Here is a 25,114-nt window from a genome sequence, read left to right as displayed (position 1 = left end):
TGCGTGTAGGTTCGGGCAGACGTGCTCCCGGGGGAGTGGACGGGGGAGAGGGAAACAAGATGTCGAGACTGCCAGGATGGCTGAGCCGGCTGGGCGATGGACTCAGCCGCATGGGCGAGCGCCTGGACGAGCGTCGCGCCCGCGCGGAGCGCGAGCACGAGATGGGCGACGAGCCCTCGGGCAGCGGTGGCGGAGAAGTGCCGTCCCGGGACGAGCGTACGGAAGCGGGCGTCGGTGACGGTGCCGGCGTGGGCGGCGGTGACGGCGGTACGGGAGCGGCCGCGGGCGGCGCCCCGGGCACCGCGCCCGACGCCGGCAAGGACGCGTCGCGGGAGTCGGCCGTCGAGCGGTGGCCGGGACGGCGGGCGCCGAAGACGGAGGTCGCCGCGTCCGTGCCCGCGCCGCCCGACTACGCGCCGGCCGTCGCCGCGCGTCCCGACCCGGTCGCCGCGATCCCGTGGGGCATGCGGGTCGCCGCCGAAGCCGGCTGGCGGCTGCTCGTGCTCGCGGGCACGCTCTGGGTGCTGATGAAGGTGATCAGCTCGGTGCAGCTGGTCGTCCTCGCCTTCGTCGCCGCGCTGCTCATCACCGCCCTGCTCCAGCCGACCGTCGCCCGGCTGCGCGGGATGGGGCTGCCGCGCGGGGTGGCCACGGCCGTCACCGCCGTCTCCGGGTTCGTGATCATGGGCCTGGTCGGCTGGTTCGTGGTCTGGCAGGTCATGGACAACATCGACAACCTCTCGGACCGCGTCCGGGACGGCATCGAGGAGCTGAAGCGCTGGCTCCTCGACAGCCCGTTCCATGTGACCGAGAACCAGATCAACGACATCGCCAAGAACCTCAGCGACACCATCGGCGCGAACACCGAGCAGATCACCTCCGCCGGTCTGCAGGGCGTGACCGTCATCATCGAGGCGATCACCGGGATACTGCTCGCGATGTTCTCGACCCTCTTCCTCCTCTACGACGGGAAGAAGGTCTGGCAGTGGACGCTCAAGCTGGTGCCCGCGCAGGCGCGGCCCGGTGTCGCGGGCGCCGGGCCGAGGGCCTGGCGGACACTGACCGCCTATGTGCGGGGCACGGTGCTCGTGGCGCTGATCGACGCGGTGTTCATCGGGCTCGGCCTGTACTTCCTGGACGTCCCGATGGCCGTGCCGCTCGCCGTCTTCATCTTCCTGTTCGCCTTCATCCCGCTCGTCGGCGCGGTGATCTCCGGCGCGCTCGCGGTCGTCGTCGCCCTGGTCACCAACGGCGTGTTCACCGCCCTGATGGTCCTGGTCGTGGTCCTTGCCGTGCAGCAGATCGAGGGCCATGTGCTGCAGCCGTTCATCCTCGGCCGAGCGGTACGCGTCCATCCGCTGGCGGTCGTCCTCGCGGTCGCGGCCGGCGGCCTGACGGCGGGCATCGGCGGCGCGGTGGTCGCCGTACCGCTGGTCGCCGTCGTCAACACCGCGGTCGGCTACCTGCGCGCGTACAGCCACGAACAGGCGCTGCTCTCCACGCCGGAGCCCCGCGGCGCGACGGCCTGGGCGGTGGCGCCCACACCCGCGCCCGGCTCCAGGGACCGGGACGACGACGCGTGATATCCGAACCGGAACTGGACGGCGGCGACGGCTTCCCGGCCCCGCAGCTGCTCGCCCCGCAGCTGCTCGCGCCGGAGCCGCGAGAGCCGAAGCCGCCCCGCCCGCGCGGCCCCTGGCTGTGGGCGGTCGGCGGCGCGGCCGTGGCGTCGGCGGTGTGGGCCGGCGGGCTCGTCGCGTACGAGCGGAGCCAGTCGCACGGCCCCGATCTCGGGGGATACCGCACGGTCGAGCACCTCTGTGAGAAGGCCGAACTGAAGGCGCTCTCGGGCATGCTCGGGAAGCAGTCGGTGGACCGCGGCAGCCCGACGGACCGGCACCCGGCCCTGGACCGGGCGCGGTGCTCGGTCACCCTGGGGTCGGCCGACACGGGCTACGGCGCCACCGTCCTGTACGACCTGCACAAGGTGACCGACCCGGAGCCGGAGTTCGAGGCGCGACTCGGCGATCTGGAATCGGAGGCCAAGCCGTACCCGGGACTCGGCGAGCGGGCCTTCTTCCAGCGGGAGGACGGCGACGCCGGGGCCTGGATGCGCGTCCTCGACGGCCAGGCCGAGCTGGAGATCTGGATCAGCGTCCAGCAGAGCTGGGACGTGGAGAAGGCCGAGGCCACCCCGATCACCGAGAAGGTCGACCTCTCCGGCATCGAGGCCGCGCTCGCCCAGGACCTCGCCGACCTGATGGCCGCACTGAAGACATGACGAAGGCCCCGGGGCGCGATGCCCCGGGGCCCTCCTCATGCCACGCGTACGCCTCACTCGGCGATGAGCGCCTCCGCGTCCAGCGTGACGCCGACCGCCTGGATCACCGAGGCGATCTTGACGGCCTCCTGGATCGTCTCGCGGTCGACGCCGGCCTTACGCAGGACCTGCTCGTGCGAGTCCAGGCACTGGCCGCAGCCGTTGATCGCCGAGACGGCCAGCGACCACAGCTCGAAGTCGACCTTCTCGACCCCCGGGTTGCCGATGACGTTCATCCGCAGGCCGGCGCGCATCGTCCCGTACTCCGGGTCCGACAGCAGGTGCCGGGTGCGGTAGAAGACGTTGTTCATCGCCATGATCGCGGCGGCGGACTTGGCCGCCGTGTACGCCTCCGGCTTGAGGTTGGCCTTGGCCTCCGGCTCCAGCTCCGCGAGGACCTTCGGCGAGCGCGAGGCGATCGCGCAGGCCAGGACCGTGCCCCAGAGCTGCTGCTGCGGGAGCTCGCTGTTGCCGATGACCGAGCCGAGGTTCAGCTTCAGGTCCTTGGCGAAGTCCGGGACGGCGGACTTGAGTGCGTCGAGAGCCATGTCAGATCACTCGCCCGACAGGAGCGCGACCGGGTCGAGGGTCGTCTCGCCCTTGGTCCAGTTGCACGGGCACAGCTCGTCGGTCTGCAGGGCGTCGAGGACCCGCAGGACCTCCTTGGGGTTACGGCCCACGGAGCCGGCGGTCACCATGGTGAACTGGATCTCGTTGTTCGGGTCCACGATGAAGACGGCGCGCTGGGCGAAGCCGTCCTCGCCCTCGACACCGCAGTCGCGCATGAGCTCGTGCTTGGAGTCGGCGAGCATCGGGAAGGGCAGGTCACGCAGGTCGGCGTGGTCCTTGCGCCAGGCGTGGTGGACGAACTCGGAGTCGCCGGAGGCGCCGAGGATCTGGGCGTCGCGGTCCGCGAACTCGTCGTTCAGCTTGCCGAAGGCGGCGATCTCGGTCGGGCAGACGAAAGTGAAGTCCTTCGGCCAGAAGAACACCACACGCCACTTGCCCTCGTAGGACTTGTGGTCGATCTGCTCGAACTCCTTGCCGCTCTCCAGCGACACGCAGGCGGTCAGGTCGTAGGTGGGGAACTGGTCACCGACAGTGAGCACGCGCTCTCCTTGCAGGTTGGAAGATCCCTTTTGGGGTCTTCCGTGAGGGGTTGGACGGTTCTCATCCTGGCACGGAGTGCATTGATCAGTGAAATAGCTAGACTGGGTCGCGTTGATCGAAGGTGGTTATCAGTGGTTTCGGTGCGGCGCGTGAAGCAGCCCAGCTTGTCCCAGCTCAGAGCCTTCGCGGCGGTCGCGGAGCATCTGCACTTCCGCGATGCGGCGGCGGCGATCGGAATGAGCCAGCCGGCGCTCTCGGGCGCGGTCTCGGCGCTCGAAGAGGCACTCGGTGTCCAGCTCCTCGAGCGTACGACGCGGAAGGTACTGCTCTCGCCCGCCGGGGAACGGCTCGCGGCCCGGGCCCGGGCCGTGCTGGACGCCGTGGCCGAGCTGACGGAGGAGGCCGAGGCGGCGCAGGCCCCGTTCACCGGGGTGCTGCGGCTCGGGGTGATCCCGACCGTCGCCCCGTACCTGCTGCCCACCGTCCTGAGCCTGGTGCACGAGCGCTACCCGGAGCTGGACCTCCAGGTCCACGAGGAGCAGACCTCCTCGCTCCTGGAGGGGCTCGCGGCCGGGCGGCTCGACCTGCTGCTGCTCGCCGTGCCGCTCGGCGTGCCCGGGGTCACCGAACTCCCGCTCTTCGACGAGGACTTCGTCCTCGTCACCCCGCAGGGACATCCGCTGGCCGGCCGGGACGACATCCCGCGTGAGGCCCTCAAGGAGCTCAACCTGCTGCTCCTCGACGAGGGGCACTGCCTGCGCGACCAGGCCCTCGACATCTGCCGGGAGGCCGGGCGCACGGACGGGGCGCCGGTCACCACGACCGCGGCCGGGCTGTCCACGCTCGTGCAGCTGGTGGCGGGCGGGCTCGGGGTGACCCTGCTGCCGCGCACGGCCGTCCAGGTCGAGACCGCGTACAACGCGGCCCTGTTCACCGGCCGCTTCACCGATCCCGCGCCCACCCGTCAGGTGGCCCTCGCGATGCGCACGGGCGCGGCCCGCCAGGCCGAGTTCGAGGAGCTGGCCGAGGCGCTGCGCGGCGCGATGGGACGCCTGCCGGTACGGGTGGTGGGGGCCGGCTGATCTCGAGACCGGCTGACCTCGGGGCCGGCGCCCCCTCCCGTGGCGAGCCGTCGCCGTCGCCTACTCCGTCCTGAGGCCGTCCGCCCTGGTCAGGCGCCACAGCGGGGGCAGGGACAGCAGGGTCACGGCCGCCACCATCGCCGCGCCGACGCCGGTCACCGGCAGGAACACCCACCAGTCCACGACCTGCTTGCCGATCATCTTCAGGAGCACCACGCCGAGCCCCAGTCCGCCCGCGACGGCGAGCGCCAGACCGAGGCCGATCGGGACCGCCGTCTGCCACAGGACCGACAGGCACAGAGTGGTGCGCCGGGTACCGAAGGCGACCAGCGAGGACAGCAGCCGCTTGCGGTCCCGCAGTTGCTCCACGGTGGTGACCAGGAGCGAGGCCGCGACCAGCAGCATCGTCGCGGTGGCGCCGGCCAGGATGCCGGTGCGCACGCTGGTGTACTGCGCGTCCCGTTCGGTGTCCTGCAGGGTGCGGACCCAGGCCAGGGCGTCGATCGACGCCGCCGTGTTCCGTACGTGCTCGGCGGCGTCCGGCACCGACGCGTCGACGCGCACCATCGCGGTCGCCCGCGCGTCGTCGAGACGGTCGACGTCGATCGCCGAGGGGGTGGCGAAGATCCCGAACTGGTAGGAGCCGACGGGGTCGAGCCGCGCGTCGACCGTGCGGGCCGACTCCGGGATCCGCCAGGTCGGCAGGGCGCCGCCCCGGTGCTCCTGCGGGTCCCGGAGCGCGACCACGGCCCCCGGCGAGGCGGTCTGCCGGACCCAGTCGTCGGGTGCGCCGCCCTGCCGGCCGTGGGCGAGGGCGACGAAGACGTCGCCGTCCGTGCACGACGGCAGCCGCGCCAGCTCCTTGAGCGAGGGGCAGTCGGCGACCACGAGCGAGGTGATCGGGCCGAAGTCCTCGCCCTTCCTCAGCGGTCCCGGCCGCCACGCGTGCGACTCGATCGTGCCGACCACGCCGGTGACGCCCTCGGTCCCGGAGAACTTCTCGATCATCTCGCGGGCCTCCCCGCCGTCCCTCGCGTCGATCGACGACTGCATCTGCGCCCGCGCGGTGTCCATGCCCGTCGGGTTCATGAAGTCGCTCTGCATCGCGTGGAACATCATCTGCAGCGCGATCGCCCCGGCCGCCGCGACGACGATGCCGCTGACCGCCCTGGCCGCCGTACCGCTGCTCACCTGCAGGCGGCGGGTCGCCAGTTGCCAGGCGACCGGCCCGCCGCGGAGCCGTGCGACGCAGGCCTCCACGAGCCAGGGCAGGAGCGTGGTGAGACCGATGAGGGCGAGGGTCGAGCCGGTGGCGACTCCGGCGGTGTCGATCGCGGTGTCCCGCAGGTTGACGTCGTCCGCCATCGGCAGCAGCAGCGCCGCCCCGGCCGCGACGAGCAGCAGCCGCCACCAGAGCCTGCGGGGGCGGGGCGTGGCGGCTCGTACGACACCCAGCGGTTCGATCGCGACGCGGCGCAGCGCGAAGAGGGTGACCACGACCGCCGAGACCGGCACCACGGTGAGGACCAGCGCGGCGAGCGGGGCCAGCGGCACCACGTCGGAGGGGAAGGCGTTGACGTCCCACACCGTGACCAGGCCGACGAGCTGCCGTCCTGCCGTGAAGAAGGCGGCGCCGAGACCGAGTCCGAGCAGGGCGCTCGCCAGGGACTCGCCGGCCGCGATCCGCCGCACCATGGCCGTGTCCGCGCCGACGAGCCGCAGCGCGGCGAGCCGCCGGTCGCGCTGCTCGCCGCCGAAGCGGACGGCGGTCGCGACGAAGACGAGGACCGGCAGGAGCAGGACGACGCAGGCGATGACGACGAGCAGCAGCAGGAAGGCGTTCAGCGGTTCCTCGGGCACCGACCAGCCGTAGGCGCGGCCCCGGCCGTCGTAGGTGTCGGTGGTGAGGGTGGCGCTGCCGGCGACGTACCGCAGCTCGGCGGGGCCGATGAGGCCCGCCTCCCCGATGGTGCCGGTGATCCGGTACGGCAGCCGTTCCCCGAGCAGGGCGCCCGCGGGGGAGCCGAGCAGGTCGGCGAGTGCGGGGGAGACCCACATCTCGCCCGGCCCGGGGATCTTCGCGAGGCCCGGCGGGACGGGCGCGTCCGGGCCCTCGGGGCGGACGACGTGGCCGCTGACGGGGTCGCCGCGGTAGACGGTGGTGGGGGAGGCGTAGAGGAAGGAGTCCCTGGTGGGGTTCGGGTGGTCGCCGCTCGCGTCGACGTTGCGCTGCGACTCGCGGACCTCGCGGGCGAACGACATGTGCGGGACGGAGGAGGCCAGGAGCAGCAGGGCCACGCCGAGGCCGATGCCGACGGCCGTCAGGGTCGTCCGGATCCAGCCGCGCCGGCCGCCGGTGACCGCGAACCGGGCGCCGAGCGCGAGATCGCGGGTCCAGGTACGCAGCCTCATGCCGCCCACTCCGCGTCGCGCACGGCGCCGTCGCGGACGACGATCTCGCGGTCCGAGTAGGCGGCCACCCGGGCCTCGTGGGTGACCAGGACGACGGCGGCGCCGGTGTCCCGGGCCGCGTCGGTGAGCAGCTGCATCACGCGCTCGCCGTTGAGGGAGTCCAGTGCGCCGGTCGGTTCGTCGGCGAAGAGCACGCGCGGGGCGGTGACCAGGGACCGGGCGACGGCGACCCGCTGGCCCTGGCCGCCGGATATCTCGCCGGGCCGCTTGCCGGCGACGTCGCCGACCTCCAGCCGGTCCAGCCAGTCCCGGGCGCGGGCCTCGGCCGCCTTGCGCCGCTCGCCGCCCAGGCGGAGCGGCAGGGCGACGTTCTCGGCGCAGGTCAGTTCGGGCACCAGCTGGCCGAACTGGAAGACGAAGCCGAAGTCGGTGCGGCGCAGCGCGCTGCGGGCGCTGTCGGACAGGGTGGTGAGCTCCCGCCCGTCGTAGGTGAGGGTGCCGGCGTCGGGTCGGACGATCCCGGCGAGGCAGTGCAGCAGCGTGGACTTGCCCGAGCCCGAGGGGCCCATCACGGCGACGACCTCGCCGGCGCGGATGGCGAAGTCGGCGCCGGAGAGCGCGGGGGTGGGACCGTACGACTTGGTCAGGCCGCTCGCCCGCAGGAGGGGAGTGGTGGTCATCGCAGGAGCTCCTGGGCGAGCCGGTCGAGGCGGGCGGCGGTCAGTTCGAGCCAGCGCAGATCGGCTTCGAGGTGGAAGAGCGCGTGGTCGCAGATCAGCTGGTCGGCGAGGTCGCCGTCCTTCTTGCGCCGGGTCAGGTCGCGCATCATCCGCAGGTGCTCGGCCCGCTGCACGTCGAGCACCTCGGCGGCCTCGCGTCCGGTGAGGAGGGCGAGGACGACCTTGGTGTAGAGCGTGGACTGGAGGTACGGCTCGGGCTTCTCGGGCCGGGCGATCCACTGCGCGACATCGGTGACACCGGCCTCGGTGATGGCGTACCGCTTCCGCTCGGGGCCGCCGCCGGCCTCGATGCCGTCGACCTCGACCAGGCCGTTCCTCAGCAGCCGGGACATGGTCGAGTAGACCTGTCCGTAGTGCAGCGGGCGGTCGTGTCCGAACTTCTCGTCGAAGGCGCGCTTGAGGTCGTAGCCGTGGCGCGGACCGGACTCCAGGAGTCCGAGGAGGGTGTGTCCGATTGACATGCCGCTCACTGTACACGGGGTGTATACGCGTGATGTATAGCCGGCGGAACGGGCCCGAAGGGGTGAGTGTGACCGGCGCCGCACAACCATCCGGGCGTTCCACGCGTCGGTTCCACCGGGACAGGTGCTGATTGTCACGTCCGGAAAGAACGGATCGATCGCCCTTTGTCTGCATCAGCGGTGTTAGCTTGCTGAGCTGATCCGGAGCGGGCACCCGCCCGACACCACGACGAGCGGAGCGACGGAGAACATGGGCCGAGCGGACAAGAGCCAGGGGAAGAAGGGCGGGCGGATACGCCGCCTCTTCACCTGGAAGAAGATCCTGGGCACGTTCTTCGTCGGCTGCCTGCTCGTGATGGGCGCCTTCTACGCGGTCTACGTGATGGTCCCGGTGCCGCAGGCCAACGCCCAGGCGACCATGCAGAGCAACGTGTACAAGTACGCCGACGGCAAGATCCTCGCCCGCACGGGCGAGATCAACCGCGAGATCGTCGGCCTGGACAAGATCCCGCTCGGAGTACAGCACTCCTTCGTCGCCGCCGAGAACAAGACCTTCTACAAGGACAACGGCATCGACATCAAGGGCACCCTGCGCGGCGCCCTGAACACGGTCACGGGCAAGGGCAAGCAGGGTGGTTCGACCATCACCCAGCAGTACGTGAAGAACTACTACCTGGACCAGGACCAGACGGTCACCCGCAAGCTCAAGGAAATGGTGATCGCGCTCAAGGTCGACCAGCAGATGAAGAAGCCGGACATCCTCGCCGGCTACATCAACACCAGCTACTACGGCCGCAGCGCGTACGGCATCCAGGCCGCCGCCCAGTCGTACTACGGCGTCGACGCCCGCAAGCTGACCGTCGCCCAGGGCGCCTACCTCGCCTCCCTGCTCCAGGCCCCCAACCAGTACGACTGGACCGCCGCCACCCCGACCGGCCGCAAGCTGGTCGAGGCCCGCTGGAACTACACCCTCGACAACATGGTCGAGGAGGGCTGGCTCGACGCGACCGAGCGCGCCGGCATGAAGTTCCCCGCCCCGCAGAAGGCCAAGCCGGCCCCCGGCATGGAGGGTCAGCGCGGCTACCTCGTGGAGGCCGCCAACCAGGAGCTGGTGCGGCAGGGCATCCCCGAGGAGGACATCAAGGCCGGCGGCTGGACGATCACCCTCAACATCGACGAGCAGAAGCAGAAGGACCTGGTCAAGGCGGTCGAACGGCAGCTGGAGGCGAAGCTCGACCGCAAGGGCGACACGAAGGACGCCACCGTCCAGGCCGGCGCCACCTCCGTCGACCCGAAGACCGGCAAGGTACTCGCCCTGTACGGCGGCATCGGCGCCACCGAGCACTGGACGTCGAACGCCACCCGCCGCGACTACCAGCCCGCCTCGACCTTCAAGCCGCTCGTCCTCGCCTCCGCCCTCGACCACGACGCCGACACCCAGGACGGCCGGAAGATCGGCCTCGGCACGATCTACGACGGCACCAGCCAGCGCAAGGTCGTCGGCAGCACCGTCCCCTTCAGCCCGGAGAACGAGGACGACCGCAGCTACGGCCCGGTCACCGTCCAGAAGGCCACCAACAGCTCCATCAACTCCGTGTACGCGCAGATGATCGTCGACGTCGGCGTCGGCAACACCAAGAAGACCGCGCTCGACCTCGGCATGAAGGACGGCCCCGACTTCGGCGAGACCCCGGCGATGTCGCTCGGCACCATGGGCGCCTCCACCTGGGACATGGCCGGCGTCTACGCCTCGCTCGCCAACCACGGCGTGAAGGTCACCCCGACCATCGTGAAGTCCGCCGAGCACAAGGACCGCACGGCCGACCCGGTGAAGTCGGTCGGCAGCCAGGTCATCAGCCGCGAGGCCGCCGACACCGTCACCAAGGCCATGACCGGCGTCGTCCGCGACGGCTCCGGCTCCCGGGCCGCCGGCGACTACGCCGCCGCGGGCAAGACCGGCACCTCGGAGAACAACCGCTCCGCCTGGTTCGTCGGCTACACCCCCGAACTGGTCACCGCCGTCGGCCTCTTCGGCGAGGACCCCAAGGGCAACCAGGTCACGCTCACCGACACGATCAACCAGGGCCGCGCCAACGGCGGCCGTACCCCGGCCCAGATCTGGGGCGACTACACCACGGCGGCCCTCGACGGCGGCTCCGACGCCCGCTTCGACCTGGAGACCGACGGCAGCTCCGGTGACGAGGTCGTGGAGCCCGAGCCGACCTCGACGCCGACCGGCGAGGCCCCGACGACCACCCCGCCGCCCACCACCGACTCCCCGGACCCGACGCCCCCGCCGACCTCGACGGCCACCACGCCGCCGCTGCCGACGGGCACGATCACGGTGCCGCCGCCGCCCACGAAGACCACGGACCCGGTGCCGCCGACGATCGACCCGCCGGACCCCGGCGCCGAGGACGGCGCCGGCGAGAACAGCGACGGGCGCCCGCCGCGGTGACGTGACGCGTCACAGGAAGAAGGCCGGACCCGCGAAGGGGCCGGCCTTCGTCGTACGCCCCTCAGGTGGCCCTGGTGGCCAGTTCGAACCAGACGACCTTGCCGCCCGAGAGCCGCGTCGCCCCCCACCGCCGCGCCAGCCGGTTCACCAGGAACAGCCCGCGACCGCCCTCGTCCGTGTCCCGCGCCCGCCGCTGCCGCGGCAGCTGCGGCGAGTCGTCGCCGACCTCGCAGCGCAGCACGTCGGTCTTCAGCAGCCGCAGGGTCACCGGCCGTTCCGCGTACCGCACGGCGTTCGTCACGACCTCGCTGATCAGCAGCTCCACCGAGTCCGTGAGCTCCTCCAGGTCCCAGCGGGCCAGCGCCCGCCGGGCGAGCCGCCGAGCCCGCCCCGGTGCCGCGTCCTCCGGTTCCAGGAACCAGTACGCCACGTCACTGGGCGCGATCCCGTCGAACCGGGCCGCGAGCAGCGCGATGTCGTCGTCCCGGTCGCCCGGGCCCAGCATGTCGAGGATGTCGTCGCAGAGCGCTTCCAGCGGCGGCGAGTGGTCCGGTCCGGTCAGCTGCGCGGTCGCGGCCAGGCGCTCCCGCAGCTGCTCTATCCCGGTCCACACGTCCCGCAGCCGGGACTCCACCAGACCGTCCGTGTACAGGAGCAGCGTGGCGCCCGCCGGGGCGTCCAGCTCGACCGCCTCGAAGTCCACCCCGCCCACGCCGATCGGCGCCCCGGGCGGGACCCGCAGGACCTCGGCCCGGCCGCCGAGGTGGAGCAGTATCGGCGGCGGGTGACCCGCGTTGGCGATGGTGATGCGGTGCGAGACCGGGTCGTACACCGCGTACATGCAGGTCGCCATCCGGTCCTGGCCGAGGCGCTGGGCCTGCTCGTCCAGGTGGTGCAGGACCTCCTGCGGCGGCAGGTCGAGACCGGCCAGGGTCTGCGCCGTGGTCCGCAGCTGGCCCATGATCGCGGCGGAGGTCATGGAGTGGCCCATGACGTCACCGACGACGAGCGCCACCCGGCTGCCGGGCAGCGGGATCGCGTCGTACCAGTCGCCGCCGACCCGGGCCGTCTCGGCGGCCGGGAGGTAGCGGGAGGCGAGCCGGACCCCGGTGGGCTGCGGCAACGAGTCCGGCAGCATCGTGCGCTGAAGCTCGTCGGCGATGTACGCCTCACGGCCGTACAGGACGGCCTTGTCGATGCCGAGCGCCGTGTGCGTGGCGAGCTGCGCCGCGACGAGCAGGTCGTTGGGCTCGAAGGCGGGCCGCTCGGGGCGGCGCAGGAAGACCGCGGCGCCGATGACCCGGCGCCGCCCCCGCAGCGGGGCCAGGATCGCCCGGTGGCCACGGGGCAGCGTGTGCTCGGACCCCAGCAGCTCGGGCAGGGCGGCGCGGGCGGCGGCGGAGTCGCCGAAGACCGGCCGGACACCGCGCAGCACCTCGGCGAGGGCCCCGCCGGAACGCACCTCGCAGAGTTCGGCCGCGGGGGTCGGGTCCGGGTCGGGGACGAGCGTCAGCTCCTCGCCCTCCACGTCCGTTAACCGCAGCCGGTCGGTGCGGCGCAGCCGCAGCACGAACGGCGCGACCGGCCGCTCGTCGCCCACCGGGAGCGGGTCGCGGAGATAGACCAGGATCGCGTCGGAGAAGGTCGGCACGGTCGCCCGGCACAGGCCGAGCACGATCTCGTCCAGGTCGATCCCGCGCGCGATCCGCCGGGTCGCGGCGCCGACGAACCGCAGCCGGTCGCCCTCGCGGCGTGCGGCGGCGACGTCCGGCGCGACCGGAGCGGCCGGTCCGCCGGGGGCCGCGGTCACGGCCACGGCGGCCGCGGGCGCGCCCGGCTGGGCGGCCGCACCGCCTCCGGCGGGCGGTGCCGGGCGCGGGACGCCCTGCCCGGGCACGGGACGGCCGCCGCCGTCGGGCGCGCCCGACGGGGCCGGCACCGGTGCCTCGGCCGCCTGCTGCCGGGGGCGGGTGCGCTCATGCGGCCGGGCAGCCAGCGGCTGCCGGCCTTCGTGGGAGGTGGGATGCTCCGTCACGCGTGGGATTCCGTCCGTCCGGGCCGGTGGTGCGATGCACTCGCTCTTCTCGCCGATGCCGCGCCTTCACGAGGGCTAAACCCCTGGCGCACGGTGGATGTGAATGCCCCGCGAGCAGCGGCTACGACAGGGGTCGGCACACCCGGGCAGACGTCGGGCACTGCTCTCCCCCTCAAGGATGACTTACGGTCAGGTCCTGCGCTGTGCTCTCTGTGTGACGCCTCGTCCGGTGGATCACCGCGGTGCGGAGGACGATCCTACGTTTGCACCCCGGGGGCGCATCAAGGGTCTCACGGAGCCGTGTGCGCCGGGGTGCGATCCCAGTCCGCAGGCAGCTCCGGCACGGTCCAGCCGGGATCGGGCCGCCAGTCCTCCCAGCCGTCACGGAACGGCGCGCCCCAGGCCCGGACGGTCTCCACGGCCGCGTCCCCCGCCGCCAGGACCCGCGCGGCCTGTGCCGCGTCCATCAGACCGGACCGCTGGGCCTGTGCGAACTCGTCCTCGTCCCGCCACAGCCAGCTGCGGTCGGGGTAGACGGAGATGTCGAGGAAGTGGTCCTCGGAGTCGACGCCGCCGGACCACCGGCTGCGCGGCTCCTCCAGGTTCACGTACCAGCTGCGGAACTCCCAGCCGCGCTCCCAGAAGAGCCAGACCGACCAGGGCTCGCCGGGCCGGGCCAGCTTCAGCACGCCCTCGCCGGCCCAGCGGGCGCGGGCGGTGGTGCGCGGGGCGGTGTAGCGGGTGGCGAGCGGCTCCTCGTGGACGGGCGTCCCGTCGGCGAGCACCGGTTTGACGCATTCGGTGCCCGGCGCCATCCAGACCGCGAGCAGCTCGGGGGTGTCGCGCACCACCGTCACCGGCCGGCAGATGTGCACGTCGCCGGAGCCGTTGCCGCGGTAGCGCCAGAGGATGTGGTCCCCCGGCGCCCAGAGCTGAGAACCGTCCGATCCTGTCATGCGCAGATCTTAGGGGCGCGGCTCCGGTACCGCTGCGGCGCAGGTCACGGATGAGTCATACGCAGCACGTCCAGTGCCTCGTCCAGCTGTTCGATCGTGAGGTCGCCGCGCTCGACGTACCCGCCGTCCAGGACGACCTCGCGGATCGTCCTGCGCTCGGCGAGGGATCGCTTGGCGACCTTCGCCGCCTCCTCGTAGCCGATGTACCTGTTCAGCGGGGTGACGACGGAGGGCGAGGACTCGGCGTACTCACGGGCCCGTTCGACGTTGGCGGTGATGCCGTCGACCGTACGGTCGGCCAGCAGGCGCGCGGCATTGGCCAGGAGTCGTACGGACTCCAGCAGGTTCTTGGCCATCACCGGGAGCATCACGTTGAGCTCGAAGTTCCCCGCCGCGCCGGCCACCGCCACCGTGGTGTCGTTTCCGGTCACCTGCGCGGCGACCATCAGAACGGCCTCGGGAATGACCGGATTCACCTTGCCGGGCATGATCGAGGAGCCGGGCTGGAGGTCGGGGAGGTTGATCTCGGCCAGGCCGGTGCGCGGGCCGCTGGCCATCCAGCGCAGGTCGTTGGAGATCTTGGTGAGGCCGACGGCGATGGTCCTGAGCTGGCCGGACGTCTCCACGAGCCCGTCCCGGGCGCCCTGCGCCTCGAAGTGGTCGCGGGCCTCGGTGAGCGGCAGGCCGGTGGCCGCGACGAGCTCGGCGATGACCGCGGCCGAGAAGCCGGGTGGCGTGTTGATGCCGGTGCCCACCGCCGTACCGCCGAGAGGGAGTTCGGCGAGCCGGGGGAGCGAGGCGTGCAGCCGCTCGATCCCGTACCGGACCTGGGCGGCGTAGCCCCCGAACTCCTGGCCGAGCGTCACCGGCGTGGCGTCCATGAGGTGCGTACGGCCGGACTTCACGACCTCCGCGAATTCGGCCGATTTCCGCTCCAGGGCGGCGGCCAGCCGGTCCAGCGCGGGGACGAGGTCCTCGGTCACGGCGGCCGTGGCGGCGATGTGGATGGAGGACGGGAAGACGTCGTTGGACGACTGCGAGGCGTTCACATGGTCGTTGGGGTGGACCTCGCGGCCCTCGGGGAGCCGCTCGCCGGCGAGCGTGGCGACGACCTCGTTGGTGTTCATGTTGGAGGAGGTGCCCGAGCCGGTCTGGAAGACGTCGACCGGGAAGTGGTCGTCCCAGCGGCCGTCGGCGACCTCAGCGGCGGCGGCCACGATGGCGTCGGCGCGGTCCTGGTCGATCACCCCCAGCGAGGCGTTGACCTTGGCGGCGGCCGCCTTGATCCGGGCCAGGGCCGCGATGTGCGCGCGCTCCAGGCGCTGGCCCGAGACGGGGAAGTTCTCCACCGCCCGCTGGGTCTGGGCCCGCCACTTGGCGTGCGCGGGAACCCGCACCTCGCCCATCGAGTCGTGCTCGATCCGGAACCCGTTCGTGTCGTCGCTCATGACGTCAACCTCCATGCAAAGGTGAGCACTTGTCTTGTTCTGCCTATTCCCATTGCGTCTACCGGCCAGTAAAAACCGTGGGTAACCCCACTTCCAGGAGGCGCAATGAGGCGCACCAGGTACAGACTCCGTTGGGCGATCGCGGTCACGGCCGCAGCCGCCGCGGCCTTCGGATCCATGACGGCCGTCGCCCCCGCGGGCGCGGCCGAGGCCACCGCCCGTACGGTCTCCTCCGTACCGCTCCCGCCCGAGCTCGAGGCCGTCCGCGCCGCCGAGGCCACCGCGATCTACGGCAGCCCCGAGGAGCGCCCGCTCGCGCAGCGCAGGACCGGGCTGATCTCGCTCGGCGACAGCGAGATCTCCGGCGAGGGCGTCGGCACGTACGAGCCCCCCACCAACGGGCCGACCAACTGGTGCCACCGCTCGCCCGACGCCGCCATCCACCGCACCCAGGTCGCCGCGGACCTCACGTTCAACGTGTCCTGTTCCGGCGGCTACACCGGCAACATCCGGATCGGTGGCTCGAAGCAGTACGCCGACGAGCTCGTCCAGAGCGACAACCTGGCCGTCAAGGCCCGCAACACCCGCATCAAGATGGTCGTGCTGGTCGCCGGCGCCAACGACGACCTCCAGTTCGGGCCCGTGATGACGGACTGCGTCACGCGGTACCTGACCCTCCAGGGCCCGTGCGAGCCGAAGTACGCCGGCGGCTGGCAGGCCCGGGTCGACGCCCTCGTCCCCAAGGTCGAGCAGACCGTGCGCGACCTGAAGACCGTGATGCGCGACGCCGGGTACGCCGACGGCGCCTACAAGCTCGTCGTCATGGGCTACCCGAGCCCCATCGGCCCCGACTTCAAGGACAACCCGAACTTCCCCGGCAAGCTCGTCTGCGGCGGCCTCGGCTACGACTCCGACACCGTGTGGGGCCGCAACACCGCCGTCCCCGCCTTCGAGCGCGGGATGCGCAGGGCCGCCGCGAACACCGGGGCGACCTATCTGGACAACTCCCGGCTCTTCCACGGCCACGAGGTCTGCATGGAGGACTCCTGGGCCCGCGGCCTGTACATCGACCTCTCCAAGCCCGGCACCCCGGACGAGAACTCCGTCCGCCAGTCCTTCCACCCGAACGCGGCCGGCCACCGCGCCTTCGCCTCCTGCCTCACCCAGATCTACAACTCGGGCCTGCGTGAGGCGAGTTGCGCGGACGTCAACTCCAGCGGGACGCTGACCCTCTTCCCGTACGCCTGGGACGACGTCTACAAGCCGCTGAAGAACCAGGCCACCGGCAACTGCGTGGACGTGAACGCCTCCGCAAGCGCCAACGGCACCGCCGTCCTCGGCTGGGACTGCCACGGCGGCCGCAACCAGGGCTGGTGGTACGACTCCACCCGCCGGACCCTCCACACGGAGCTGACCCAGGACCGTTGCCTGGACGTGCCGGGCGCGCGCTACCGGACGGGCGAGGCACTGGTCCTCTGGAACTGCTCGGGCGCCGCGAACCAGACGTTCGTACGGGACGGGGCGACGATCCGGCCGGCGGCCGCGACCGGGCTCTGCCTCACCCAGGCGGCGGCGAAGCAGCCGCTGCGGCTGCAGACCTGCGACGGCTCGGCGAACCAGCGGTTCGCCTGACACGGACGCCGTGGCCCCCGTCCGGTGCGGGACGGGGGCCACGGTCATGTCCGTGCACGCCACGAGGCCTCGGAGGCTCGGCGGCAAGAGGTCTCGGCGGCAAGAGGTCTCGGAGGTCTCAGCGGCCCTGGACCGAGGTCCGGGCCAGTTCGTACGCCGGGAGCATCGCGCGGTGCTCCTGGGTGTCGAGCCCACCGAGGTGGACGATCACCGTCCCCTTCGGGGCGGTCACCGCGAAGGCGCGCTCCTCCTTCGACTCCTCCATCAGCTCGTTGGCGACGGTGTAGGTCACCTCCACGGCCGGCAGCGCGCCGGCCTTCGTCTCCCGGTAGGAGACCTTGGAGGTGTTCTGCTCCGCCTTCACGAACCCTTCGAGCGCGGTACGGGCCGGGCCCGTACCGGCCGACCACACCCGCAGGTAGCCGATGGCGCCGGCCGGCTTCGCGTCGATCTCGCAGACCATCGTCGCGGGCCCCTGCTTGCCCAGGACGGCGAACGCCTCGTCGTCGGTCGCCCGTACGGCCTGCGGCTTCCAGTCCGCCGCCAGGCCGAAGGAGACCGGCAGTTCACAGGCGCTCCCGGCCGCCCCGACCGACCCGGCGGCCACCTCGGTGGCGACGGCGGTGCCGGCGGTGCTGGTGGCGGTGGGGGACTGCGCGGGCCGTGCCCCGAGGTCGGGCTCCGCCTCGGTGCCCAGGCAGCCGGTCAGTGTGCCGAGCGCCGCGAGCGAGGCGAGGGCGGGGAGCAGGACCCGTATCGGATGTCTCATGCGCGCGAGATTATCCCGAGGGGTGACCGGCACCGCCGGGCGGTGGCCCCGGGCGGTGCCGTCGAGGGCCTGGTCAGGAGAGCTTGCCGTAGTCCGGGAGCTTGAAGGTGCGCTCGGCGTGGCCGCCGACGAGGTCGCTGGTGTTGTTGCCGATGTTGGCGATGATCGTGTAGCCCTTGGCCTCGATCTCCGCGCGCTTCTCCGTCTTGTACGCGCTGACCTCCGCGAACAGGTCGGGCAGGGAGCGTACGTAGAGCCCGTCGACGGGATAGCCGGCCCGGCGCAGGTTCCAGTCGGTGAGCGAGTGGATGATGCCGGGCCGGGCGGTGACGAAGAAGACCGCGACACCCGCGTCGTGGGCGTCGTCGACCAGGTCGCGGACGTCGGCGATGGCCGGGGTCGGCAGCTCCCAGAAGGGGTGGAAGTCCGTCTCCAGCGAGGAGTTGTCGATGTCGAGGACGATCGCCTGCTTCTCGCGGCCGGCGTCCTTCGCGCGCTCCTCGATGTACGGCCGGGCCTGGGCCACGACCGCGGACACGTCACGGCGCCAGGTCGTGTAGTCGATGTCGTGCAGGGCGCTCGCGGACGTCGAGTGGCTGTCCGGGTCGGCCGCGGAGGCGGCGGGCGCGGGCGCGACGACGAGCAGGGTGGTGAGGGCGAAGGTGGCCGTGGTGCCGGCGGCGGCGCGCCTGAGGGCAGGGGCGGAGGGCATGGGGGGCTCCCGAGTGGTCGACCGATCTCAGTGGTTGACATGCTCGCGGCCAATACTGACCAGTAGGAGGCCAGAAGGCTACCGGTTGGTAGCGACTTTCCGAGCGGCGGACGCCGACGCCCCCCGGCTTCAAGGGCCGGGGGGCGTCGGGAAGTTCGGGTCCGGGCGGGTCGGGCGAGACCGCGACCTGGCGGGTCGGGCGGTGCCGGGTCCGGAAGGGTCGGCCGAGGCCGGGTCCGGAAGGGTCGGCCGAGGCCGAGGCCGGGGCCGGAAGCGTCGGCCGAGGCCGGTCCGGAAGGGTCAGCCGGGGCCGGGGCCGGGGCCGGAAGGGTCGGCCAAGGCCGGTCCGGGCGGGTCAGCCGAGACCGGGGCCTCGGACCGGGATGTGGGTGAACGTCGGCTCGGGGGCCGGGTTCTGGAAGAAGTCGTTGCCCTTGTCGTCCACGACGACGAACGCCGGGAAGTCCTCGACCTCGATCTTCCAGACCGCCTCCATGCCGAGCTCCTCGTACTCGACGACCTCGACCTTCTTGATGCAGTCCTGCGCGAGGCGGGCCGCCGGGCCGCCGATCGAGCCCAGGTAGAAGCCGCCGTGGCTGCCGCACGCGTCCGTGACCTGCTTGCTGCGGTTGCCCTTGGCCAGCATGACCTTGGAGCCGCCCGCCGCCTGGAACTGCTCGACGTAGGAGTCCATCCGGCCGGCCGTCGTCGGGCCGAAGGAGCCGGAGGCGTACCCCTCGGGCGTCTTCGCCGGGCCGGCGTAGTAGACCGGGTGGTCCTTCAGGTACTGCGGCATCTCCTCGCCCGCGTCGAGCCGCTCCTTGATCTTGGCGTGCGCGATGTCGCGCGCCACGACCAGCGGACCGGTCAGCGACAGCCGGGTCTTGACCGGGTACTTGGTCAGCTCGGCGAGGATGTCGTCCATCGGCTGGTTCAGGTCGATCTTCACCACGTCACCGTCGGCGGCGAGGTGCTCCTCCGTGGTCTCCGGCAGGAAGCGCGCGGGGTCGGTCTCCAGCTGCTCCAGGAAGACGCCCTCGGCGGTGATCTTCGCGACGGCCTGGCGGTCGGCCGAGCAGGAGACGGCGATCGCGACGGGCAGCGAGGCGCCGTGGCGGGGCAGCCGGACGACACGGACGTCGTGGCAGAAGTACTTGCCGCCGAACTGCGCGCCGATTCCGATCCTCTGCGTCAGCTCGAAGACCTTCTCCTCCAGCTCCTTGTCCCGGAAGCCGTGGCCGGTCTCGGCCGAGCCCTCGGTGGGCAGCTCGTCCAGGTAGTGCGCGGAGGCGTACTTCGCGGTCTTCAGCGCGAACTCGGCGGAGGTGCCGCCGACGACGATCGCCAGGTGGTACGGCGGGCAGGCGGCCGTACCGAGCGAGCGGATCTTCTCCTCCAGGAACTTCATCATGCTCGCCTCGTTGAGCACGGCCTTCGTCTCCTGGTAGAGGAAGGACTTGTTGGCCGAGCCGCCGCCCTTGGCCATGAAGAGGAACTTGTACGCGCCGCCGTCCGTCGCGTACAGCTCGATCTGCGCGGGCAGGTTCGAGCCGGTGTTCTTCTCCTCCCACATGGTGACCGGGGCCATCTGCGAGTACCGCAGGTTGAGCTTGGTGTACGCGTCGTAGATGCCCTTGGACAGGGCCTCCTCGTCGCGGCCGGAGGTCAGCACGTTCTGGCCGCGCTTGCCCATGACGATCGCGGTGCCGGTGTCCTGGCACATCGGGAGGACGCCGGCGGCGGCGATGTTCGCGTTCTTGAGGAGGTCGAGCGCGACGAACTTGTCGTTGTTCGACGCCTCCGGGTCGTCGATGATCCGCCGCAGCTGGGCCAGGTGGGCCGGGCGGAGGAAGTGCTGGATGTCGTGGATGGCCTCGGCGGCGAGGGTGCGCAGCGCCTCCGGCTCGACCTTGAGGAACGTACGGCCGTCGGCCTCGAAGGTGGAGACACCTTCGGCGGTCACCAGGCGGTAGGGCGTGGTGTCCTCTCCCAGGGGGAGCAGATCGGAGTACGAAAACTCTGGCATGACGGCAGCCATTCCTCACTCGGCAGACAGCGGCGCCACCTCCATTGGCGGCGCCTCCTCCAGCGTAGAGCGCGCGCACGGCCCCGATCCTGTGAGGTAAGGCTCACTAGGGGGCGGGATCGCGCCGAAGTGGAGTGGGTCGTACAGCCGGTTCGCGAGGAGCCCCGCGGAGACCGCCGCCGTCGTGGGCGCGACGGGGGCCGGTTCGGGTGCGGGGTGCGGGTGCTGGGCGCGGGGTGGCGGTGGCGGGTGCGGGTGCTGGGTGCGGGGTGGCGGTGGCGGGTGCTGGGTGCGGGGTGGCGGTGGCGGGTGCTGGGCGCGGGGTGGCGGTGGCGGGTGCGGGTGCTGGGCGCGGGGTGGCGGTGGCGGGTGCCGGGTGCCGGGTGCTGGGTGGCGCGGGCCGGGTGGCGGGTGGCGCGGGCCGGGTGCCGGGTGCCGGGTGCCGGGTGCTGGGTGCTGTGCGCCGGATGCCGGGGCGGGCGGCGGAGTGGCGCGTCTCGGTCGTGCCCCCTAGTCGCGATCTATCGCGTTTCGCTAGGCTGGCGTCGTGGACCTCGAAAAGCAGCCTCAGAAGCCGGTCGCCCCCGCCGAGCCCGCCCCCGCTCCGGCCGTTCCCGCCGCCGCTCCGGGGGACGCCCTGCGGGCCTCGGACGCCGATCGTGACCGGATCGCGGACATCCTCAGGGACGCGCTGGCCGAGGGGCGGATCGACGCCGAGGAGCACTCCGAGCGCATCGACGCGGTCTACCGGGCCAAGACCGTGGGCGAGCTGGAGCCGATCGTCCGTGACCTGCCCGCCGGGAACCAGTCCCGTCCGGAGCCCGAGCCGGCGTACGCGTACGGCCCCGACGACACCTCCGGCCCCGCCGACAACATGGTCGCCGTCTTCTCCAGCTCCACCCGCAAGGGCCGCTGGCGCGTGGGCCGCAGGACCAACGCCTTCGCGCTCTTCGGCAACATCGAGATCGACCTGACCGAGGCCCTCTTCGCCCAGCGGCTGACCACGATCAACGCCACCTCGATCTTCGGCAACGTGGAGGTGCGCGTCCCGGAGAACATCAGCCTGCGGGGGAACGGCACCGGGATCTTCGGCAACTTCGAGGTCGTGACGATGGAGGGCGCCGACCCGCAGGCGCCGGTGGTCGTGATCAACGGCTACTCCGTCTTCGGCAACGTCGAGGCCAAGCCCAAGCGCGGCAAGTGGATCACGGACCTCCAGAACCAGGTCCAGGACAAGCTGCGCAAGCACCTCGGCCACTGAACCGGTTCGGCGCTCCGACCTGGGGTGATGGAGTGACCGGATTCCGCCCCCGCGACTCCGCAGTCCGGAACTCGACGGCACGCAGTGCATAGGCGCGCGCACAGCGGGTAGGGCTCGTGCATCGTCTCTCGCTCGCGAAGCCGTCGTCAGGAGTAGACCGTGCTGCAACTGCCGCATCAGCCCCTCCAGGTCGCCGCCGTTCCTTCCCAGCGTGCCCCCGCTCGGGAGGACGAGGCCGGTCCCTGGCACACGGAGGCGGTGTGCCGTCGGGACGAAGCCGGACTGTTCTTCGCCCCCTCCAAGGAGCCCACCGCCTCACGGCTCGCGCGTGAGGAGGCCGCCAAGCGGGTCTGTGCCCGCTGCCCCGTGATGGTCGAGTGCCGGGAGCACGCGCTGCTCCAGCCGGAGCCGTACGGCGTGTGGGGCGGGCTCACCGCCGCCGAGCGCCGGGTCGTGCTCGCGCGGCGCCGCCGCCGTGAGGTGGAGCTCCAGAAGGCCGCCGCGGCGGACCGGATCGCCGCGGCCGGCTGACCGCCGCCGGAGCGGCGGCTCTCGACGTCGGCCGTACGGGAAGCGGCGTACGGAAAAGGGGCGCTCCCCCCGCACAGGGGAGCGCCCCTTCCGTACACCTGCCGACGCCGCGATCGCGGCTGCGAACCGCGACTGCGAACTGCGACTGCGGTTGCGACCGCGGTCGCGGTCGCGGGCTCCGCGTGGCCGCTGTGACGTTACTTCGCCCGGTCGAAGTCGATCTTGCTGTAGGCGCGCAGCTTCGACAGCCGGTGCGTGGAGTCGATCTGGCGGATCGTGCCGGACTTCGAGCGCATCACCAGCGACGAGGTGGTGGCGGTCTCCGAGCGGTAGCGGACGCCGCGCAGCAGCTCGCCGTCCGTGATGCCGGTGGCGACGAAGAACACGTTGTCGCCGCTGACCAGGTCGTTCGTGGAGAGCACGCGGTCCAGGTCGTGGCCCGCGTCGACCGCCTTCTGGCGCTCCGCGTCGTCCTTCGGCCACAGCTTGCCCTGGATGACACCGCCGAGGCACTTTATGGCGCAGGCCGAGATGATGCCCTCGGGCGTACCGCCGATGCCGAGGAGCAGGTCCACGCCGGTGCCCTCGCGGACGGCCATGATCGAACCGGCCACGTCGCCGTCGGTGATGAACTTGATCCGGGCGCCGGTCTCGCGGATCTCCTTGACGATGCCCTCGTGACGCGGGCGGTCCAGGATGACGACCGTGACGTCCTCGGGGGACATGCTCTTGGCCCTGGCGACCCGGCGGATGTTGACCGAGACGGGCGCGTTGATGTCGACGAAGTCGGCGGCCTCGGGGCCGGTGACCAGCTTGTCCATGTAGAAGACCGCGGACGGGTCGAACATGGTGCCGCGGTCGGCGGCGGCGAGGACGGCGATCGCGTTGGGCATGCCCTTGGCGTTCAGCGTGGTGCCGTCGATCGGGTCGACCGCGATGTCCACCTCGGCACCGGTCCCGTCACCGACCCGCTCGCCGTTGAAGAGCATGGGCGCTTCGTCCTTCTCGCCCTCGCCGATGACGACGACGCCGTTCATCGAGACGGTCGAGATCAGCGTCCGCATCGCGTTGACCGCGGCGCCGTCCGCGCCGATCTTGTCGCCGCGCCCGACCCAGCGACCGGCGGCCATGGCGGCGGCCTCGGTGACGCGGACGAGCTCGAGGGCGAGGTTGCGGTCGGGGGCCTCGGGGGAGACCTCGAGCTCGGACGGCAGGGAATGCTCGGTCATCGGAGCGCACCTTTCTGTACGGCGACGGCCGGAATAAAGAGGGTGCTGCGACTCTATCGGTACGTCGACAAATTGAGCAGAGGGGCCCACGTATGAGCACGACACCATGATGCGACGATGGGGGGCGTGGCAGGTATGCGAGGCAGGCAGACGGTACGCGGGATGTTCCAGTCCCTCGGGGTGATCTTGGTCGCCGCGGGCGTGATGTATCTCTTCATCCCGCACGACGATCAGGCGGACCCGGTCAAGGCCAAGGACTACCGGGTCGAGCTGGTGACGGCGCAGCGGGCGGCGCCCTACCCGGTGCTCGCCCCCGAGGGGCTCGGGGAGGAGTGGAGGGCGACCGTCGTCTCGTACAAGCGCGAGCAGAACGACGCCTGGCAGCTGGGCTTCCTCGACCCGGACACCCAGTACGTGGCGATCCACCAGTCGACGGCCGAACCCGGCAAGTTCGTCCCGAGGGTCACGCGGCAGGCCAAGGACTCCGGGAAGACCCAGACGGTCGCCGGTCAGGTCTGGCAGCGCTGGGAGGGCCCGAAGTACGACGCCCTCGTCCGCACGGACGGCGGCGCGACCACGGTCGTGACCGGGACGGCCTCGTTCGAGCGGCTGGCGGAGATGGCGGGCGCGCTGCAGTCGAAGAAGGCGTAGGCGCGGGAACCGTACGCGCGGCAGAGCCCCCGGACTCCAGGAGTCCGGGGGCTCTGCCGTCGGTATGCGCGCCGGGTGCGGTGCGTGCGCGTGCCGTTCGTGCGCGTGCCGTTCGTGCGTGGGCCGCTCGTGCGGGCGCCGGGCGTCGGGCGCCGGGCGCGTGCGAGGGGGTCAGACGGTGGTGACGACCTCGTCGTAGGACAGGCGCGGGGAGCGCGGGAACCAGGCGTCCTCGCCCGGCTTTCCGATGTTGACGACCATCAGCGGCGTGTGGTCGTCGTCCAGGAACTCCTTCTGGAGGCCGGCGAAGTCGAGACCGGTCATCGGGCCGGCGGCCAGGCCGGCGGCGCGGACGCCGACGATGAAGTACGCGGCCTGGAGGGCGGTGTTCAGGAGCGCGGCGCTCTCACGGGCCGGACGCTCGGCGAAGAACATGTCCTTGGCCTGCGGGAAGTGCGGCAGCAGGGCGGGGAGCTCCTCGTGGAACTCGTTGTCCGCGGAGAGGATGGCGACCAGCGGGGCGGCGGCGGTCTTCGCCTGGTTGCCCTCGGCCATGTGCTTCACCAGGCGCTCACGGGCCTCGGGGGAGCGGACCAGGGTGATGCGCAGCGGGGTCTGGTTGAAGGCGGTCGGCCCGTACTTGACGAGGTCGTAGATCGCCTGGACCTGCTCGTCGGTCACCGGCTCGTCGGTGAAGGTGTTGGCGGTGCGGGCCTCACGGAAAAGGAGGTCCTGGGCGGCGGGGTCAAGGGCGAGGGACATGCTGCGTACCTTCCGACTGCGGGGGTTCAAGCGATGCCCTCACCGTACGTCGGTGTTTGGTGAACTTTCAACTAAACCAAGCGGATAGTGATCCGGTTCACATCGTCATCGTACGGGATGCGGTGCCGCGCCCTCGTGGGGCGGGTATCCGACCGCGGCGACGGGATCCGACCGTCCGTCCCGGGCTGCTCGGCTGCCGTGGAGGGCCCGATCCCCGCCTCCGGCTACCCGGCCGCGGCTACCCGGCCGCGGGATCCGACCGTCCGTCCCGGGCTACTACTCGGCGTCCGTCTCGTCCCGGTCGTCGTCCCCCGGTGCGGCCAGCGCGGCGTCGAGTCGGGCCCGCGCGCCTTCGAGCCAACGCCGGCACACCTTCGCCAATTCCTCGCCCCGCTCCCAGAGCGCGAGGGACTCCTCCAGGGTCGTTCCGCCCGTCTCCAGACGGCGGACGACCTCGATCAGCTCGTCGCGTGCCTGCTCGTATCCGAGCGCCTCTTCCGTGGTGGCTGCCATGCCGAC

Annotated in this window: 22 protein-coding genes; 8 read left to right on the top strand and 14 right to left on the bottom strand. The window is 71.8% G+C overall.

The features are described 5' to 3' along the window. Nucleotides 1–59 precede the first annotated feature (59 nt). Nucleotides 60–1,583, top strand: a complete 1,524-nt coding sequence (locus tag ACIPPS_RS03715; protein WP_401426368.1) for an AI-2E family transporter — start codon at nt 60–62, stop codon at nt 1,581–1,583. Beyond that, nucleotides 1,580–2,281, top strand: a complete 702-nt coding sequence (locus ACIPPS_RS03710; protein WP_401426366.1) for a hypothetical protein — start codon at nt 1,580–1,582, stop codon at nt 2,279–2,281. The genes ACIPPS_RS03715 and ACIPPS_RS03710 overlap by 4 nt, the downstream gene beginning before the upstream one ends. Nucleotides 2,282–2,334: 53 nt before the next feature. Here ACIPPS_RS03710 and ACIPPS_RS03705 read toward each other — a convergent pair whose 3' ends face one another. Beyond that, nucleotides 2,335–2,868, bottom strand: coding sequence for an alkyl hydroperoxide reductase (locus ACIPPS_RS03705; RefSeq protein ID WP_401426364.1), 534 nt, complete (start codon nt 2,866–2,868; stop codon nt 2,335–2,337). 6 nt (nt 2,869–2,874) lie between these two features. Next, nucleotides 2,875–3,429 carry a peroxiredoxin gene (locus tag ACIPPS_RS03700; RefSeq protein WP_401426362.1) on the bottom strand — a complete coding sequence of 185 codons (555 nt, stop codon included), beginning with the start codon at nt 3,427–3,429 and terminating at the stop codon, nt 2,875–2,877. 132 nt (nt 3,430–3,561) lie between these two features. On the opposite strand from ACIPPS_RS03700, the gene ACIPPS_RS03695 reads away from it, so the two are divergent. Then, nucleotides 3,562–4,512 (top strand): hydrogen peroxide-inducible genes activator, encoded by a 951-nt coding sequence (locus ACIPPS_RS03695; RefSeq protein WP_401426360.1) that lies wholly within the window; start codon nt 3,562–3,564, stop codon nt 4,510–4,512. Between the two features lie 60 nt (nt 4,513–4,572). Here ACIPPS_RS03695 and ACIPPS_RS03690 read toward each other — a convergent pair whose 3' ends face one another. Genes ACIPPS_RS03690 through ACIPPS_RS03680 form a run of 3 tightly spaced genes read right to left on the bottom strand, consistent with a single transcriptional unit; the run spans nt 4,573 to nt 8,125 of the window. Further along, nucleotides 4,573–6,924 (bottom strand): FtsX-like permease family protein, encoded by a 2,352-nt coding sequence (locus tag ACIPPS_RS03690; protein ID WP_401426357.1) that lies wholly within the window; start codon nt 6,922–6,924, stop codon nt 4,573–4,575. Continuing rightward, nucleotides 6,921–7,604: an ABC transporter ATP-binding protein gene (locus tag ACIPPS_RS03685; RefSeq protein WP_401426355.1), complete on the bottom strand. Its 684-nt coding sequence runs from the start codon at nt 7,602–7,604 to the stop codon at nt 6,921–6,923. The genes ACIPPS_RS03690 and ACIPPS_RS03685 overlap by 4 nt, the downstream gene beginning before the upstream one ends. Further along, nucleotides 7,601–8,125 carry a PadR family transcriptional regulator gene (locus ACIPPS_RS03680; RefSeq protein WP_401426352.1) on the bottom strand — a complete coding sequence of 175 codons (525 nt, stop codon included), beginning with the start codon at nt 8,123–8,125 and terminating at the stop codon, nt 7,601–7,603. Before ACIPPS_RS03680 ends, ACIPPS_RS03685 begins: the two co-directional genes overlap by 4 nt. A 250-nt stretch (nt 8,126–8,375) precedes the next feature. On the opposite strand from ACIPPS_RS03680, the gene ACIPPS_RS03675 reads away from it, so the two are divergent. Next, nucleotides 8,376–10,583: a transglycosylase domain-containing protein gene (locus tag ACIPPS_RS03675; protein ID WP_401426349.1), complete on the top strand. Its 2,208-nt coding sequence runs from the start codon at nt 8,376–8,378 to the stop codon at nt 10,581–10,583. A 61-nt stretch (nt 10,584–10,644) separates the two neighbouring features. Here ACIPPS_RS03675 and ACIPPS_RS03670 read toward each other — a convergent pair whose 3' ends face one another. From ACIPPS_RS03670 to ACIPPS_RS03660, 3 genes are all read right to left on the bottom strand, one after another. Beyond that, nucleotides 10,645–12,618: a SpoIIE family protein phosphatase gene (locus ACIPPS_RS03670; RefSeq protein ID WP_401426347.1), complete on the bottom strand. Its 1,974-nt coding sequence runs from the start codon at nt 12,616–12,618 to the stop codon at nt 10,645–10,647. Nucleotides 12,619–12,908: 290 nt separating this feature from the next. Continuing rightward, the gene (locus tag ACIPPS_RS03665; protein ID WP_401426345.1) at nt 12,909–13,574 is read right to left on the bottom strand and encodes a DUF402 domain-containing protein; all 666 of its coding nucleotides are present in this window, start codon (nt 13,572–13,574) and stop codon (nt 12,909–12,911) included. A 44-nt stretch (nt 13,575–13,618) separates the two neighbouring features. Further along, the gene (locus ACIPPS_RS03660; RefSeq protein ID WP_401426342.1) at nt 13,619–15,022 is read right to left on the bottom strand and encodes a class II fumarate hydratase; all 1,404 of its coding nucleotides are present in this window, start codon (nt 15,020–15,022) and stop codon (nt 13,619–13,621) included. Nucleotides 15,023–15,127: 105 nt separating this feature from the next. Here ACIPPS_RS03660 and ACIPPS_RS03655 point away from each other — a divergent pair, with 105 nt between their 5' ends. Then, the gene (locus ACIPPS_RS03655) at nt 15,128–16,654 is read left to right on the top strand and encodes a ricin-type beta-trefoil lectin domain protein (RefSeq protein ID WP_401426340.1); all 1,527 of its coding nucleotides are present in this window, start codon (nt 15,128–15,130) and stop codon (nt 16,652–16,654) included. 118 nt (nt 16,655–16,772) lie between these two features. Here the strand turns inward: ACIPPS_RS03655 and ACIPPS_RS03650 are convergent, their stop codons facing one another. From ACIPPS_RS03650 to ACIPPS_RS03640, 3 genes are all read right to left on the bottom strand, one after another. Beyond that, on the bottom strand, nt 16,773–17,423 hold the full coding sequence (locus tag ACIPPS_RS03650) for a lipoprotein (RefSeq protein ID WP_401426338.1): 651 nt from the start codon (nt 17,421–17,423) through the stop codon (nt 16,773–16,775). A gap of 73 nt (nt 17,424–17,496) precedes the next feature. Next, nucleotides 17,497–18,135, bottom strand: coding sequence for an HAD family acid phosphatase (locus tag ACIPPS_RS03645; protein ID WP_401426336.1), 639 nt, complete (start codon nt 18,133–18,135; stop codon nt 17,497–17,499). 355 nt (nt 18,136–18,490) lie between these two features. Next, nucleotides 18,491–20,161, bottom strand: a complete 1,671-nt coding sequence (locus tag ACIPPS_RS03640; RefSeq protein ID WP_401426334.1) for a fumarate hydratase — start codon at nt 20,159–20,161, stop codon at nt 18,491–18,493. 547 nt (nt 20,162–20,708) lie between these two features. Between ACIPPS_RS03640 and ACIPPS_RS03635 the strand changes: the two genes are divergently transcribed. Together ACIPPS_RS03635 and ACIPPS_RS03630 are read left to right on the top strand one after the other, a co-directional pair. After that, nucleotides 20,709–21,422 (top strand): DUF1707 domain-containing protein, encoded by a 714-nt coding sequence (locus ACIPPS_RS03635; RefSeq protein ID WP_401426332.1) that lies wholly within the window; start codon nt 20,709–20,711, stop codon nt 21,420–21,422. 159 nt (nt 21,423–21,581) lie between these two features. After that, complete coding sequence (locus tag ACIPPS_RS03630; RefSeq protein ID WP_401426330.1) at nt 21,582–21,953, top strand: WhiB family transcriptional regulator; 372 nt, start codon at nt 21,582–21,584, stop codon at nt 21,951–21,953. A gap of 197 nt (nt 21,954–22,150) precedes the next feature. On the opposite strand, the gene glpX is transcribed toward ACIPPS_RS03630, so the two are convergent. Then, a complete protein-coding gene (gene glpX / locus ACIPPS_RS03625) occupies nt 22,151–23,182 on the bottom strand; it encodes a class II fructose-bisphosphatase (RefSeq protein WP_401426327.1) in 1,032 nt (343 codons plus the stop codon). Nucleotides 23,183–23,299: 117 nt separating this feature from the next. Here glpX and ACIPPS_RS03620 point away from each other — a divergent pair, with 117 nt between their 5' ends. Beyond that, nucleotides 23,300–23,833, top strand: coding sequence for a DUF4245 domain-containing protein (locus tag ACIPPS_RS03620; RefSeq protein WP_401426325.1), 534 nt, complete (start codon nt 23,300–23,302; stop codon nt 23,831–23,833). Between the two features lie 171 nt (nt 23,834–24,004). Here the strand turns inward: ACIPPS_RS03620 and ACIPPS_RS03615 are convergent, their stop codons facing one another. Both ACIPPS_RS03615 and ACIPPS_RS03610 read right to left on the bottom strand, forming a co-directional pair. Beyond that, complete coding sequence (locus ACIPPS_RS03615) at nt 24,005–24,595, bottom strand: malonic semialdehyde reductase (RefSeq protein WP_401426322.1); 591 nt, start codon at nt 24,593–24,595, stop codon at nt 24,005–24,007. Between the two features lie 276 nt (nt 24,596–24,871). Then, nucleotides 24,872–25,108, bottom strand: a complete 237-nt coding sequence (locus ACIPPS_RS03610) for an exodeoxyribonuclease VII small subunit (RefSeq protein ID WP_401426320.1) — start codon at nt 25,106–25,108, stop codon at nt 24,872–24,874. Nucleotides 25,109–25,114: the final 6 nt, after the last annotated feature.

Origin of the sequence: Streptomyces sp. NPDC090127, assembly GCF_044746945.1 — a bacterium.
In the GTDB taxonomy this organism is placed as follows: Bacteria; Actinomycetota; Actinomycetes; order Streptomycetales; family Streptomycetaceae; genus Streptomyces.
Note: the sequence above shows the minus strand (reverse complement) of the source record. Positions and strands in the feature narration are given on the sequence as shown.

Excerpts from the sequence above, each read along its gene's own strand:
- ACIPPS_RS03685 (WP_401426355.1), bottom strand. The coding sequence starts at position 7,604 with ATGACCACCACTCCCCTCCTGCGGGCGAGCGGCCTGACCAAGTCGTAC.
- ACIPPS_RS03675 (WP_401426349.1), top strand. The coding sequence starts at position 8,376 with ATGGGCCGAGCGGACAAGAGCCAGGGGAAGAAGGGCGGGCGGATACGC.
- ACIPPS_RS03655 (WP_401426340.1), top strand. The coding sequence starts at position 15,128 with ATGAGGCGCACCAGGTACAGACTCCGTTGGGCGATCGCGGTCACGGCC.
- glpX (WP_401426327.1), bottom strand. The coding sequence starts at position 23,182 with ATGACCGAGCATTCCCTGCCGTCCGAGCTCGAGGTCTCCCCCGAGGCC.
- ACIPPS_RS03650 (WP_401426338.1), bottom strand. The coding sequence starts at position 17,423 with ATGAGACATCCGATACGGGTCCTGCTCCCCGCCCTCGCCTCGCTCGCG.
- ACIPPS_RS03680 (WP_401426352.1), bottom strand. The coding sequence starts at position 8,125 with ATGTCAATCGGACACACCCTCCTCGGACTCCTGGAGTCCGGTCCGCGC.
- ACIPPS_RS03715 (WP_401426368.1), top strand. The coding sequence starts at position 60 with ATGTCGAGACTGCCAGGATGGCTGAGCCGGCTGGGCGATGGACTCAGC.
- ACIPPS_RS03620 (WP_401426325.1), top strand. The coding sequence starts at position 23,300 with ATGGGGGGCGTGGCAGGTATGCGAGGCAGGCAGACGGTACGCGGGATG.
- ACIPPS_RS03640 (WP_401426334.1), bottom strand. The coding sequence starts at position 20,161 with ATGCCAGAGTTTTCGTACTCCGATCTGCTCCCCCTGGGAGAGGACACC.
- ACIPPS_RS03705 (WP_401426364.1), bottom strand. The coding sequence starts at position 2,868 with ATGGCTCTCGACGCACTCAAGTCCGCCGTCCCGGACTTCGCCAAGGAC.
- ACIPPS_RS03660 (WP_401426342.1), bottom strand. The coding sequence starts at position 15,022 with ATGAGCGACGACACGAACGGGTTCCGGATCGAGCACGACTCGATGGGC.
- ACIPPS_RS03645 (WP_401426336.1), bottom strand. The coding sequence starts at position 18,135 with ATGCCCTCCGCCCCTGCCCTCAGGCGCGCCGCCGCCGGCACCACGGCC.
- ACIPPS_RS03690 (WP_401426357.1), bottom strand. The coding sequence starts at position 6,924 with ATGAGGCTGCGTACCTGGACCCGCGATCTCGCGCTCGGCGCCCGGTTC.
- ACIPPS_RS03665 (WP_401426345.1), bottom strand. The coding sequence starts at position 13,574 with ATGACAGGATCGGACGGTTCTCAGCTCTGGGCGCCGGGGGACCACATC.
- ACIPPS_RS03610 (WP_401426320.1), bottom strand. The coding sequence starts at position 25,108 with ATGGCAGCCACCACGGAAGAGGCGCTCGGATACGAGCAGGCACGCGAC.
- ACIPPS_RS03615 (WP_401426322.1), bottom strand. The coding sequence starts at position 24,595 with ATGTCCCTCGCCCTTGACCCCGCCGCCCAGGACCTCCTTTTCCGTGAG.